Below are 13,770 nucleotides of genomic sequence, written 5' to 3' on the forward strand. Positions count from 1 at the left end.
GCATCAATAGAACAGCTTGAGCAGTTTAAGAAAGAATTAGATTATGCCATACAAAGAAGAACAATAGTAATAAAGAAATCATCACAAAATTAAATAGAAAGGAGTGAGAGACAATGACTTATCATAGCCGAATTTGGTTGCTTATTATATTAGACTCTATCATTGTTCTATCTACAATTTATTTTAGCAAAGCTTTGATAAATCCAAGTATGGAAATAGTATCATTTCAAGTTTTTATCAGTTCTATTTCTTTATTATTTTGTCACCACTTATTTTCATTTATTTATAAGCTTTATAAAAAAGCTTGGGAATATGCAAGTATAGGAGAACTTATAAGTATTTTTAAGGTAATTAGTTTTACGATAATCGTAACAGCTATTGTACAACAAATGGTACAAAATGATATCTATTTTAGAATTCTAGCGATTACTTGGATGATTCACTTATTGCTTATCGGAGGATCTAGGTTTGTTTGGAGAGTTTATCGAGATACATACTTACGACATTCTTTCAATAAGAAAAGAACATTAATAATAGGAGCAGGAGCAGCTGGAACGATGGTTGCTAGACAATTGCTTCATAATCACGATGGTGAGCTTCAGCCGATTGCATTTATTGATGATAATGTAAAAAAACAGAAATTAGATATATTAGGGATTCCAGTTGTTGGTGGTGTGAAAGAAATTGAACGCATTACCAAAGAACTAAATATATCAAACATAGTCATTGCCATTCCTTCTCTTAATAAAAAACAGCTTAACCATATCTTTAAAGAGTGTGCAAAAACCACTGCTAAGACTCAGATGATTCCAATGCTTGAAGATTTGTTAACTGGAAAAGTTTCTGTTAATCAATTTAGAGATGTACAAGTTGAAGATCTGCTAGGTCGTGAGGCGATTGAGTTAGACATAACTAGTATTAGTGATTCTGTCACTAATAAGGTAGTTCTTGTTACAGGAGCAGGAGGATCAATTGGCTCTGAAATTTGCCGACAAATTTCTTCTTTTAATCCTAAAACAATCATTTTATTAGGACATGGAGAGAACAGTATTTACACGATTGAATTGGAATTAAAAGAGCGATGTAAAGATACTGAGATCAATATCATTACTGAAATTGCAGATCTACAAGATAATGACAAATTAATGAGAGTTATGAAACAGTATCAGCCTAACGTTGTTTATCATGCGGCTGCTCATAAGCATGTTCCTTTAATGGAAAGAAGCCCAGAGGAAGCTGTAAAAAACAATATAATAGGAACCAAGAACATTGCAGAAGCATCTAGTCTTCATGGTGTGGACACCTTTGTAATGATTTCAACTGATAAAGCTGTAAATCCTACGAGTGTTATGGGGTCTACAAAACGACTTGCAGAAATGATTATTCAACATTTTGATCAAATAAGCAAAACTAGATTTGTTGCTGTACGTTTTGGAAATGTTTTAGGAAGTAGAGGAAGTGTTATTCCGTTATTTAAAAAACAAATTCAAAAGGGTGGACCAGTAACCGTGACTCATCCGGAAATGGTTCGTTATTTTATGACTATACCTGAAGCTTCTAGGCTAGTCATTCAAGCTGGAGCTTTAGCAAAGGGTGGAGAAATCTTTGTTTTAGATATGGGGGAACCAGTGAAAATTGTTGATCTTGCCAAAAATTTGATTAAACTGTCAGGAAATAATCTTGACGAGATTGGCATTGAATTTACTGGAATGAGACCTGGTGAGAAATTATTTGAAGAACTATTAAGTAGTGATGAGGTTCATGAAGAACAAATTTACCCCAAAATTTACATTGGGAAAACATCGGAATTATATATAGAAGAAATAGAATATATGATAAAGAATTTTAGATCATTAGACCGTGAGCACCTGAGAGATTCTCTTCTGGAATTGGCAAATGCTCGAACACGGATTGCTTATAAAAAGAAACTAATCTCAGTTTAATAGGAGTGTGTCCATTGAAAGTAAGAAAAGCTATCATACCAGCAGCAGGATTAGGAACGAGATTTTTACCAGCAACAAAAGCAATGCCGAAGGAAATGTTACCAATTGTAGATAAGCCAACAATTCAATATATTATTGAGGAAGCTGTAGAGTCAGGGATTGAAGATATTATTATTGTTACAGGAAAAGGCAAGCGAGCAATAGAGGATCATTTTGATCATTCCTTCGAACTTGAACAAAACCTAATTGATAAAGGAAAGTTTGATTTGTTAGATGAAGTACAAAAGGCATCAAAGCTTGTTGATATCCACTATATCCGTCAAAAAGAACCAAGAGGATTAGGCCACGCAATATGGTGTGCGCGTAAATTTATTGGTAACGAGCCATTTGCTGTATTATTAGGTGACGATATTGTTTCAGCTGAGAAGCCATGCTTAAAGCAAATGATAGATCAATACGAACGATACAACGCTTCAATATTAGGTGTTCAAACTGTAGCTAATAGCGAAGTATCTCGTTATGGGATTGTTGATGCTAATCCAATTGGGGAGCGATTCTTTAGTGTTAATAACCTTGTTGAGAAGCCAAAACAAGAGGAAGCACCTTCTAATCTAGCAATAATGGGGCGGTATATATTAAATCCGAGGATTTTTGAAATCTTAGAAAAACAACAGCCAGGTGCTGGTGGGGAAATACAATTAACGGACGCAATTGCTAGGCTAAATCAGCATGAAGCAGTATATGCCTATGATTTTGAAGGAACTCGATATGATGTTGGAGAAAAAATGGGGTTTATTACAACGACAATAGAATTTGCTCTTAATAGGAAAGACTTAAGAGAAGAATTATTGCACTATCTTTCCTCAAGGATAGAAAAAGAACTAGTTTAATAGCTAGAAATTCTAAACTTTGAAAGGATTTATTGTATGACAGTTTTATGGGTTAACCTTGTTCTTGTGTTTCTATTAGCATTTCTTTCCCGGTTTTTTTCAACTAATGTCGTGTTAAATGGCTCAGGTTCATTGGTTAAAATGCAACCGAATAAATTGATGGCCCTACTTTCTATAATACCTTTTATCTTAGTTTCTGGACTGCGTAATAATATAGGGGATACCCCTTTATATATGCGCACTTATATTCTCAATGATTTTTCATGGGAATATGTTAAAACACAAGATGATATAGGATTTGCTATCCTACAAATGATTTTAAAAAGCTATACAAATGATCCACAGTTATTAATCTTCATCACAGCTTTTGTAACAAATCTACTGATCATTCTTGTTTTTTACAAATACTCAAGGGTAGTTGAATTGAGTATCTTTGTTTATATTACTGGTGGCTTGTTCTTAGTCACTATGAATGGAATTAGACAATGTCTAGCGGCTGCAATTATCTTCTCAGCAACAAAATTCTTAATCGAAGGTAATAAAGTTAAATATTTTTTAGTGGTAATATTTGCTTCTTTCTTTCATCAAAGTGCCCTCATATTGATTCCAGTTTATTTCTTAGTTAGGTTTAAACCATGGATAAAAGCAACTTTAGTTCTCTTATTTTTCTCAATCCTAATCGTTTTAGGTTTTAACCAGTTTTCAACGGTATTATTTTCTGCAATAGAAGATAGTCAGTATGGTGGGTATAGTAATTTCGATGAAGGTGGAGCAAACATTATTAGAGTTTTCGTATCTGCCGCACCTTTAGCTATTGCTTTTTTTGGAAGAGAAAAGTTAAGAGAAATATTTCCTCAAAGTGATGTTTTTGTAAATATGGCTCTAATTGGTCTATGCTTTATGATTATTTCAACAGCAAATTGGATTTTTGCCAGGTTTAATATTTATTTTGAACTTTACCAATTAGTTTTAGTGTCTTGGATCTTACATGTATTTAAAGAAAGAGACAGGAAACTTGTTTACTATTCATTACTAATTTGTTACTTGCTCTATTATTTTTATGAGACTGTTATTAATCTTAATCTTAAATACTCAAGTCAATATTTTGGCTAAAGATATCTCAAGCGTAATGAATAAAATTAATTAAATAAAGTATAGCCAAGATGTGAGTCCTTGCTTTGTAGTAAGGACTTTTTGTTAAAAACAAATAATTATTAGTATGAAAGGAAAGGATAATGGTTATTTCAGAACGATTGAACGAGCATAGATTGAAAGAAATATTAATGAAAATCTATGTTAAAGGTGTGGAAACTGAAAATATGCACGTGAATGAGCTTATTGAAGAAATAATTGAGCAAATTTTAGATGATTCCAGTAGTTTGAGGAGTGAAGAATGAAGCGAATATTTGATTTTACGATTTCATTCATTATATTTGTATGTTTATCTCCTGTTTTCTTTATAATAGCTTTGTTAATCAAAGTGAGACTTGGCTCACCTATAATTTTTAAACAGAAAAGACCAGGTCTAAATGGTAACGTCTTTTGGCTTTATAAATTTAGAACAATGACAGACGAACGAGATAAGGATGGTGAAATTCTTCCGGATGTTATGAGACTTACACGATTTGGTAAATTTTTACGCAAATATAGTTTAGATGAATATCCTCAATTATGGAATGTCATAAAAGGAGATTTAAGTTTGGTTGGTCCGAGGCCTTTACTTGTTGAATATTTGCCCCTTTATACAAAGGAACAAGCATTAAGACATAAGGTTAGACCAGGAATTACGGGCTGGGCACAAGTGAATGGGAGAAATAATCTATCCTGGGAGGAAAAATTCAAGCTAGATGTTTGGTACGTTAGAAATCAATCATTCTTATTAGATATAAAAATCCTATTTTTAACGGTGTATAAAGTAATCATTTCAGACGGAATTAATCAACCAGGGAATGCAACAGTAGAAAACTTTAAGGGATCAAAGTCAGTTGGAGGAGGTCATTAATGAAAATAATTATTATTGGTCATGGCGGACATAGTAAAGTGGTTACTGATATCGTCCATGCTACAAAGGGACTTCATATGATTGGTTACCTTGATAACAAATATGAAAAAGTTCAAGTCATGAATCATGTCATTTATGCTCCTTTACATGCTGTTCATGATCTGAAGAAGAAAATCGGAGAAATCAAGTTTGTTATAGCTATTGGAGATAACAAAATTAGAAAAATGATAGTAGAAAAGCTGAAGATAACTGAAAAAGAGTTTATTACAGTCATACATCCAACTTCAGTTGTAAGTCCAAGTGCAAAGGTCGGCAGCGGTACAGTTGTAATGCCTAATACAATTATCAATGCAGATACAATTATAGGAAATCATTGTATCTTAAATTCAGGATCAATTGTGGAACATGATGGCACTATAGAAGATTTTGTTCACATATGTCCTAACAGTACAATTGCTGGAACGGTTACGATTGGTGAAGGGTGTATGGTAGGAAGTGGAGCAACCATTATTCCAAATAAGAAGATTGGTGAATGGACAACGATTGGTGCAGGAGCTACTGTTACGAAAGATCTCCCTTCCAACTGTCTAGCAGTTGGAACTCCTGCCAAAGCAAAAATGAAAGATAAAATAATTGTGGGGTGAATTTTTTGAATGGCGAAACCTATAAAAAAAGGATTTATTTATCTTCCCCACATATGAGTGGGCAAGAACTAAAATACATTGAGGAAGCATTTAAAACCAATTGGATTGCTCCAATCGGGCCAAATGTAGATGCATTTGAAAAGGAAATAGCTCAGTATGTAGAAGCCAATGAAGCATTAGCCGTAAGTTCGGGAACGGCAGCTATTCATTTGGCTCTTTCTTTATTAGGAGTAACACGAGACGACAAAGTATTTTGCTCTAGTCTTACTTTTATAGCAAGTGCAAATCCAATAATTTATCAAGGTGCTGAACCTATATTTATTGATTCTGAACCTGAAACTTGGAATATGTCTCCCAATGCTTTACAAAGAGCTTTTCAAGATGCGGTTAAAGAGGGGATTCTTCCAAAAGCTGTTATTGTGGTAAATCTTTATGGACAGAGTGCTAAAATGGATGAAATTATAGGGATCTGTAATCAATACGATGTTCCAATAATAGAAGACGCGGCAGAGTCATTAGGAGCTTCGTATAAGGGGAGAGCGAGTGGAACTTTCGGAAAGTTTGGCATCTACTCCTTTAATGGAAATAAGATTATAACAACATCTAGTGGAGGCATGTTGATATCCGACGACTGTGATGCAATAAAGAAAGCAAGATTTCTTGCAACACAGGCAAGAGATGATGCCCCTCATTATCAGCATAGTCAAATCGGATTCAATTATCGTTTAAGTAATATTTTAGCTGGTGTAGGAAGAGCCCAACTTGAGGTATTAGAGGATCGAATCGAATCTAGAAGGGCCATTTTTGAACGTTATTTAGAGGAGCTTTCAACTCTTCCCGGTTTTTCATTTATGCCTGAACTAGAGGATACTTTTTCTAATCGTTGGCTAACTGCATTAACAATTAATGAGGAGGAAGCTGGAGTATCTGTATTAGATATTTTAACAGCTTTAGGTGAGGAGCAGATTGAAGCAAGGCCTGTTTGGAAGCCGCTTCACCTTCAGCCTGTTTTTAATGGAAAGAAATATTATCCTCATAGTGAACAAGAAAGTATATCAGACAAACTTTTTCAAACCGGGTTATGCTTGCCCTCAGGGTCAAATATGACTGATGAAGATTTCGAGAGAATTATTAATTGTATAAAACAAACAGTTATTAAAAGTAAACAAAAAGTAGAGATAAATAGTATTTAGTTTCTATTTGAAAATGAACGGAGAATGAAACTTGTTAGGAGATTTGATCTGTAATAGACGTAAACAGAAGGGGTTAACGTTATCAGAAGTGGCTAAACGGGCAAAAGTGTCTAAATCATACTTAAGTAATATTGAACGGAATTTAAATCTCAATCCTTCCTTACAAGTTGTGGGAAGAATAGCGACAGTTTTGGATGTAGATATAAACGTGCTCTTAAACCCAGGGAAAAAGATAAGACTACAACAACAAGATATAGATCCTGTTTTGATTGAATTAGCTACAACGCTCAAAGAATCAGGAATAGATAAGGAAGAAATCAAAGAATATAAAACACTTATAGAATTTATTCAATGGAGGAAACAAAAAAAGTAGAAAGGTCAGAGGGAGACAAATGAACTCTACAAAGGATATTCCCAAAACTATTCATTACTGTTGGTTTGGTGGGAAAGAAAAGCCTGAAATTGTTAAAAGATGTATTGCGAGCTGGCAGAAGCATTTATCAGATTATGAGATTGTGGAATGGAACGAAACGAATTTTGATATAAGCATAAATTCATATGTAAAAGAAGCATACGCTTCAGGAAAATTCGCATTTGTCAGCGATTATGTAAGAGTGCATGCATTATATCACTACGGAGGTATATATTTAGATACAGATGTAGAAGTGTATAAGTCATTTAATGATTTATTACACCATCCTTCCTTCTGGGGGTTTGAGCAAGAAAACTATGTTGCAACAAGTACAATTGGAGCACAAAAAGGAAATATATTAATTGAGCAATTTCTTGATTCGTATAAGGATAAGAAGTTTCTTAATGAAGACGGTACAGTAAACAGTTTAACAAATGTAGCCTTTATTACGAGGTTGCTTGAGAGCTTGGGACTTAAAACTAATGGTAAGCATCAGGAGATTGAAGGGATGGGTGTTTTTTACCCTCAAACCTATTTTTCTCCGTATGATTATATTAATTGTCAAAGCTTTTTAACAGAACATACATATGCCATGCATCATTTTTATAAGAGTTGGTTGCCGCTCAGGGTGAGAATAAAGGGGAAAATAAAAACATACCTTTCAAGATTAATAGGCGGTCACAATATTGCAAAATTACGAAAAATTGTGAGTGAAAAGTAATAAGGAGCATGGTGAATGTGATAATAAAGATAGTTAAGACTCTAGTTGCTGAGAGTAAAAAACGTGGTATTATAATTACATTTTTTATGAATATCTCCCATTTGTTTGGAATTTTTAGAGGAATGCTATTCAAGCTCCTCTATTTTAAAAACATAAAATCAACTATATTTTCTTTACAGTCTAATAGTAAAATAGAAATTTTCAATAAAAATGCTAGAATTCAAATTGGCAAGTTTGTCTTCATCCGTAAAAACGCAAGCCTCAGAATAGATTATAATGGAGTAATTACGTTAGATAACAATGTTTTTATTAATGATAATTGCACGATTAATTGTGTTAATCGAATTTCAATAGGCAGGAATACAAAAATTGCTCCAAATGTTTGTATTAATGACCATGATCATAATTATAAAAAAAATACTTCTGACCATTTAATAAGAGGTGAAGTGACGATTGGTGAGAATGTTTGGATAGGTTCGAATGTAGTAATTTTAAGGGATACACATATTGGAGATAATGTAGTCATCGCAGCTGGTAGTGTGGTGAAAGGAAATGTTCCATCAAACACAATCTATTTGAATAAAAGAGAAATAGATACACGACCTATTCAGCATGATTATAATAGGCTAGTAAAAGTCCAAGGATAATACTTCAATTAGGTGAGGGAAAGAATGAAAAAAAATGTATTAATTGCCGTATATAATATGGAGATAGGTGGAATTGAAAGAAGCTTAATCAATATGTTAGATAGCTTTGACTACAATAACTATAATGTTGATCTTTTAATTTATCACCATGTTGGAGAGTTTATGTGCCTTATACCGAGTTCTGTAAATGTGTTGCCTGAAATAGGAAAATACAGTGTGTTTCGGAAACCTGTTGCTCTCTGTATTAAGGAAAAACAGTATTCATTAGCTTTTACTCGAGTGTTAGCAAAATATATGGCAGAGATTAAATCTAAGTCTAGGAATCTAGTGGAAGGATCAGGTTATATTCAAATGCAGCTAGCACAAAAATATTCCTCAATTCTTTTACCTAGGCTGGAAAAAAATTATGATGTAGCGATAAGCTATGCATGGCCACATGATATTGTCGCATATAAGGTGAGAGCTAAAAAGAAAATCGCATGGGTACATACAGACTATAGTAAGTTAGAAATTGATAATGAGTTAGATTTAAAGGTATGGAATCAATTTGATTATATTGCTTCAGTATCAGATGCATGCAAAGATTCCTTCCTAGAAACCTATCCAACTTTAAAAAAGAAGTTGATGGTTGTAGAAAATATAACTTCACCTAACTTCATTAAGAAAATGGCAGCGGAAACACCAAGGGTTATTGAAAATGAAGCAAATACCTTTAAAATCGTCTCTGTTGGTAGACTATCTTATGTTAAAGGATTTGATATGGCAATAGAAGCGCTTGGACGCTTACATGAAAAAGGACTCACGAATATAAAGTGGTACATTATTGGTTATGGCGGATATGAGAAAGAACTGAAAAATTTGATCATTAGACATAATTTAAAAGACAGTTTTATTCTATTAGGAAAAAAAACAAACCCTTATCCATATATAAAGGAATGTGACCTTTACGTACAACCATCCAGATATGAAGGAAAGGCTGTAACTGTTTCGGAGGCTAAGATTTTAGGAAAACCAATACTAATTACAAATTATCCAACAGCTTCTAGCCAATTAGAGAATGGCATTGAAGGAGTTATTTGTGATCTTAGTGTTCAAGGTTTATCAAAAGGAATAGAGGATTTGTATCGAGATCATAATTTGAAAGAAATATTGGTAAACAATATTAAAAGGATAGATTATAGCAATAACTTTGAACTAGAAAAAATATATAAGATTATTAGTTAATGTGTTGAAAATGAAAAAATTGTCGAATATTTATTCTTTAATAAGAACTTATTTTGAGTTATTGTATTATATATAGAACAAATCTCTGCCAGGTATATTTTTTTTGAGTAGAAAGTTCTTTATAATGAACAATGATTGAAGTGTTTGCAAAAAAACTGTTGTTTTTACATTCGCACAATGTGAATAACAATATTAAGGTGTGACTAAAGTGAAAGATACATTACAAAAGCTAAGATTTCTTTTTAATAAGAAAGAAAAGAAAAAGTTTTTATTACTCTTTATGATGATGATCATCGCTGCAATATTTGAAACAGCAGGTATTGGACTAATCATACCTTTTGTTGGAATTGTGACAAATCCTAATTTGGTCCAGGAACAATTATTCTTATCTTCTACATATGATCTTCTACACTTTCAATCAATGAATGCATTTATTTTATTCGCTGTTGGTGTTTTATTATCATTCTATGTTTTGAAAAATGCTTATTTATTACTTTTTTACTATGTACAGTACAGAGTCATATTTAACCAAAGAGTAAAACTTTCTCGAACAATGTTTAAGGAGTATCTTACGAAACCATATACATTTCACTTGCAGAGAAACTCCGCGGAATTACTAAGGAATATAAATGGAGAAGTGTCCAAAGTTTTTGGTGGTATTGTATTAGCAGGTTTTCAATTATTGACTGAAACATTAGTTATTATATCGATCCTAATTTTACTAGTATATACAGCGCCTTTAGCAACCCTTATAGCTGGTTTATTGTTACTTGGAAGTGTCATTATATTTTTAAAAACCTTCCGTAAGAAAATTTCCTTTTTAGGAAAAGAAGAGCAAAGAGTAAATCGTGAGGTAATCAAATCTGTAAATCAAGGCTTAGGGGCAAGTAAAGAGGTAAAGGTATCAGGAAAGGAAAACTACTTTGTTCAAGCATATGATAAACATAGTCAAATTCTCGCCAGGAATAATATTTATAAAAATATTTTAGATCAGGTACCTAGGTTTTTTATCGAGACATTGTTAGTAGCAGTAGTCCTGATTACAATGGTTACACTTGTTTTCCAAGGGTCTGATACTAGTAAGTTAGTTTCAACCATGTCATTATTTGCAATGGCTGCTTTTAGACTGATGCCATCGATAAATCGAATTGTTTCTTTGCTAACATCTATTCGGTTTAATCAGTCGGCATTGTCAGTAGTTTATAATGATTTAGTTCAAGACCAAGGCTTCAGTGTTTCAACTTCCTTATACAAAGACTCGTCTGATAAAGAAAAACCAGTAAATAATAGTGAGAAAACATTTATGCAGTCGATTAATTTAGAAAACGTTTATTTTAGGTACCCAAATCAAAAAGAATATTCAATTAAAGATGTTTCTTTATCGGTTCCTATTGGAAGTTCAGTTGCTTTCGTTGGGTCTTCAGGAGCCGGGAAAACAACGATTGTCGATATTATCCTAGGCTTATTAGAGCCAGATAAGGGAAAAGTCTTTATAGACGGAAAAGATCTAAAAGATCTTTTGCCATTATGGAAAAATAAAATTGGCTATATTCCACAAACTATATATTTATCAGATGAAACAATCAGGAAAAACATTGCGTTTGGGATTGATGATAAAGATATTGATCATTTGGCGGTAGAAAGAGCAATAGAAGATGCTCAGTTAAAAGATTTTGTGGATTCTCTTCCTGGAGGTTTAGAAACAGTTGTTGGAGAAAGGGGAGTTAGGCTCTCTGGTGGTCAGCGACAGCGTATTGGTATAGCAAGAGCACTATACCATAATCCAGAAATAATTTTCTTGGATGAAGCAACCTCAGCGTTAGATAATGAAACTGAAAAAGAGATTATGAGAGGAATAGATGGCCTTAAAGGTGAAAAGACCTTAATCATAATTGCTCATAGATTAAGTACAATTGAAAATTGTGACATTGTGTATAGGGTTGATAAAGGTAAATTAGTTTCAGTACAGAATCAAATTATACAATCAATCTGAAAGGTGTGAAACTAAAAAATAAAATGGGGGACAGAAAAGGTGGGAAATCCTAAGATAACAGTTTTTACTCCAACTTACAATAGAGGTTATATCATTGAAGCTCTTTATCGTTCATTACAAAGACAAAGTATTTTTAACTTTGAATGGTTAGTAATAGATGATGGGAGTACAGATAATACGGAGGAATTATTCCAAAGTTGGTTGAAGGATAGAAATAAATTTAAAATAATTTATAAAAAAGTTCCAAACGGTGGATTAAATCGGGCTATTAATTTTGGCATTTCTTTAGCAAATGGTGAATATTTCTGCAAAGTAGATTCAGACGACTATCTAACTGATGATTGTTTTATAAAAGTAAATGAATGGATTAAAGGAATCGATCATGACGATATGATACTTGGTGTTGGTGGTTTACGAGGCACCTCAGATAATAAGCCTTTAAAAGGAAGTTATCCATATATAAATGACTCTATGGGTTTTATTGATGCTACAGATTTAGAAAGAGAGAGTTATAATTTAGATGCTGATATGTGTGAAGCTTACAAATTAAAAATTTTAAAGAAGTACCCATTTCATGTGTGGCCAAGTGAAAAATTTGCACCTGAGCAAATTACTTTGTTTGAAATGGCCCTTGACGGCTATAAAATTAGATGGCACAAAGACATTATTTGTATATGTGAATATCGAGAAGATGGTCTGACCAGAGGAAGTTGGAATTTAATAAGAAACAATCCAATGGGTTATGCAATGATGTATAACCATATGCTTAAATATGATAAGTCATTTCTTTATAAGTATAAAGCAGCAGTTCAGTTTATTGCGTTATCAATTGTAGGAAGGAACCCTATTTATATACTAAAAAGCAATAAATTAGCACCAACTCTTTTAGCATTTCCAGTTGGTTTAGTTGTCTCAATTAGAAGAAAACTTCAATTCACGAAAACTTAGCAACAAGATTTTTGAATTTCAGATTTAAATATATGAATTGATAAATGAAGTTTAAATAACTTTAAAAGCAATCTTATGGAGGATGTATGAGGCCAAAAATAAGTGTTGTTATTCCAGTTTATAATGTAGAAAAATATATCAATCGCTGTATTGATAGTATACTAAAACAGACATTTCAAGATTTTGAAATCCTGTTAATAAATGATGGTTCTATCGATAATTCGGGTCAAATTTGTGATGAATATGCAAAAATAGATAAAAGAATAAAAGTACTACATAAGAAGAATGCTAGAGTTTCAGCAGCTAGAAATGATGGAATAAAAATGGCCCAAGGAGAATTTGTCAGCTTTATTGACTCAGACGATTGGGTTGATCCAGGAATGTATAAGGGGATGATTGAGAAAGCGATTGAACATGATCTTGATGTTATTATGTGTGATTTCAAGAAAACATCAATTTATGATACGGAAAAGCGAACACACTCTATTCGTGGAGGATTTTACTCTAAAGAACATATCAAAAATGAATTGTATCATTGCTTGATTATGTTTGAGAATATAGAATTTCCACCTACCATTTCGAATTGTGTCCTTTTGTATAATCTTGAATTTCTTAAGAAGTACAATTTATATTATGATGAGAATATTCATTACTGTGAAGATTCAATATTTGGGTCAAAAGTAATGTATCATGCGAGAAATTTTTTCTATTTAAAAGGAAAACATTACTATAATTATTTTTACAATCCAGATTCTACAACGAACACATATACTGAAAAAAAGTGGCATTCATTCTTAAAAATAAATGACGAGTTAGAGAAATTTTTTATGAGAACTCAAGATTTTGATTTCTCAAGGCAAATAAAAATTAATATGTTGTATCTTACATTAAATGCTTTAGGGCAAATCAGGCATTTAGACAAAGGAAAAAATCAAAAGGAAAAATTAATTTGCGAAATCATAACTCATCCAAGAGTAGCTGGAATATTTGATGAATTCAATCTACCAAAAGTTCCTTGGAAACAAAAAATGGCAATTCTGTTTATAAAGTACAAAATGGTTAGACTATATAGTTTATTAATTCTAAATAATGCAAGGTAAATAATGATAAAGATATAAGAAATCAATTACAAAAAATACTTCTATTCATAAGG

The 13,770-nt window shown here is 32.5% G+C and carries 13 protein-coding genes; all 13 read left to right on the forward strand.

Annotation, left to right across the window (positions count from 1 at the left end; translation table 11 throughout):
- Window positions 1-113: 113 nt before the first annotated feature.
- Window positions 114-1,943, forward strand: coding sequence for a polysaccharide biosynthesis protein (locus ACEWK1_RS07430; RefSeq protein WP_121662811.1), 1,830 nt, complete (start codon window positions 114-116; stop codon window positions 1,941-1,943).
- A gap of 14 nt (window positions 1,944-1,957) precedes the next feature.
- Window positions 1,958-2,833 (forward strand): UTP--glucose-1-phosphate uridylyltransferase GalU, encoded by an 876-nt coding sequence (gene galU, locus ACEWK1_RS07435; protein WP_212136664.1) that lies wholly within the window; start codon window positions 1,958-1,960, stop codon window positions 2,831-2,833.
- A 36-nt stretch (window positions 2,834-2,869) separates the two neighbouring features.
- A complete protein-coding gene (locus ACEWK1_RS07440; RefSeq protein WP_212136662.1) occupies window positions 2,870-3,946 on the forward strand; it encodes an EpsG family protein in 1,077 nt (358 codons plus the stop codon).
- Window positions 3,947-4,226: 280 nt separating this feature from the next.
- Window positions 4,227-4,835, forward strand: a complete 609-nt coding sequence (locus ACEWK1_RS07445; RefSeq protein WP_212136660.1) for a sugar transferase — start codon at window positions 4,227-4,229, stop codon at window positions 4,833-4,835.
- Window positions 4,835-5,479, forward strand: coding sequence for an acetyltransferase (locus tag ACEWK1_RS07450; RefSeq protein ID WP_212136658.1), 645 nt, complete (start codon window positions 4,835-4,837; stop codon window positions 5,477-5,479). The genes ACEWK1_RS07445 and ACEWK1_RS07450 overlap by 1 nt, the downstream gene beginning before the upstream one ends.
- 53 nt (window positions 5,480-5,532) lie before the next feature.
- The gene (locus ACEWK1_RS07455) at window positions 5,533-6,672 is read left to right on the forward strand and encodes a DegT/DnrJ/EryC1/StrS family aminotransferase (RefSeq protein ID WP_212137062.1); all 1,140 of its coding nucleotides are present in this window, start codon (window positions 5,533-5,535) and stop codon (window positions 6,670-6,672) included.
- Between the two features lie 31 nt (window positions 6,673-6,703).
- The gene (locus tag ACEWK1_RS07460) at window positions 6,704-7,045 is read left to right on the forward strand and encodes a helix-turn-helix domain-containing protein (protein WP_121662806.1); all 342 of its coding nucleotides are present in this window, start codon (window positions 6,704-6,706) and stop codon (window positions 7,043-7,045) included.
- 19 nt (window positions 7,046-7,064) lie between these two features.
- Window positions 7,065-7,805 carry a glycosyltransferase family 32 protein gene (locus ACEWK1_RS07465; RefSeq protein ID WP_212136656.1) on the forward strand — a complete coding sequence of 247 codons (741 nt, stop codon included), beginning with the start codon at window positions 7,065-7,067 and terminating at the stop codon, window positions 7,803-7,805.
- An 8-nt stretch (window positions 7,806-7,813) separates the two neighbouring features.
- Window positions 7,814-8,452, forward strand: coding sequence for an acyltransferase (locus ACEWK1_RS07470; protein WP_212136654.1), 639 nt, complete (start codon window positions 7,814-7,816; stop codon window positions 8,450-8,452).
- A 24-nt stretch (window positions 8,453-8,476) separates the two neighbouring features.
- A complete protein-coding gene (locus tag ACEWK1_RS07475; RefSeq protein WP_212136652.1) occupies window positions 8,477-9,676 on the forward strand; it encodes a glycosyltransferase in 1,200 nt (399 codons plus the stop codon).
- A 208-nt stretch (window positions 9,677-9,884) separates the two neighbouring features.
- Complete coding sequence (locus tag ACEWK1_RS07480) at window positions 9,885-11,669, forward strand: ABC transporter ATP-binding protein (RefSeq protein ID WP_212136650.1); 1,785 nt, start codon at window positions 9,885-9,887, stop codon at window positions 11,667-11,669.
- 39 nt (window positions 11,670-11,708) lie between these two features.
- Window positions 11,709-12,617 (forward strand): glycosyltransferase family 2 protein, encoded by a 909-nt coding sequence (locus ACEWK1_RS07485; protein WP_212136648.1) that lies wholly within the window; start codon window positions 11,709-11,711, stop codon window positions 12,615-12,617.
- Window positions 12,618-12,703: 86 nt separating this feature from the next.
- Window positions 12,704-13,717, forward strand: a complete 1,014-nt coding sequence (locus tag ACEWK1_RS07490; protein WP_212136646.1) for a glycosyltransferase — start codon at window positions 12,704-12,706, stop codon at window positions 13,715-13,717.
- Window positions 13,718-13,770 lie beyond the last annotated feature (53 nt).

Origin of the sequence: Metabacillus sp. YM-086, from assembly GCF_048059995.1 — a bacterium.
Lineage (GTDB): Bacteria > Bacillota > Bacilli > Bacillales > Bacillaceae > Metabacillus > Metabacillus litoralis_B.

Bases quoted from the DNA above. Each gene is read 5' to 3' on its own strand.
- ACEWK1_RS07430 (WP_121662811.1), top strand. From the start codon at position 114: ATGACTTATCATAGCCGAATTTGGTTGCTTATTATATTAGACTCTATC.
- ACEWK1_RS07440 (WP_212136662.1), top strand. From the start codon at position 2,870: ATGACAGTTTTATGGGTTAACCTTGTTCTTGTGTTTCTATTAGCATTT.
- ACEWK1_RS07445 (WP_212136660.1), top strand. From the start codon at position 4,227: ATGAAGCGAATATTTGATTTTACGATTTCATTCATTATATTTGTATGT.
- ACEWK1_RS07450 (WP_212136658.1), top strand. From the start codon at position 4,835: ATGAAAATAATTATTATTGGTCATGGCGGACATAGTAAAGTGGTTACT.
- ACEWK1_RS07455 (WP_212137062.1), top strand. From the start codon at position 5,533: ATGAGTGGGCAAGAACTAAAATACATTGAGGAAGCATTTAAAACCAAT.
- ACEWK1_RS07465 (WP_212136656.1), top strand. From the start codon at position 7,065: ATGAACTCTACAAAGGATATTCCCAAAACTATTCATTACTGTTGGTTT.
- ACEWK1_RS07470 (WP_212136654.1), top strand. From the start codon at position 7,814: ATGGTGAATGTGATAATAAAGATAGTTAAGACTCTAGTTGCTGAGAGT.
- ACEWK1_RS07475 (WP_212136652.1), top strand. From the start codon at position 8,477: ATGAAAAAAAATGTATTAATTGCCGTATATAATATGGAGATAGGTGGA.
- ACEWK1_RS07490 (WP_212136646.1), top strand. From the start codon at position 12,704: ATGAGGCCAAAAATAAGTGTTGTTATTCCAGTTTATAATGTAGAAAAA.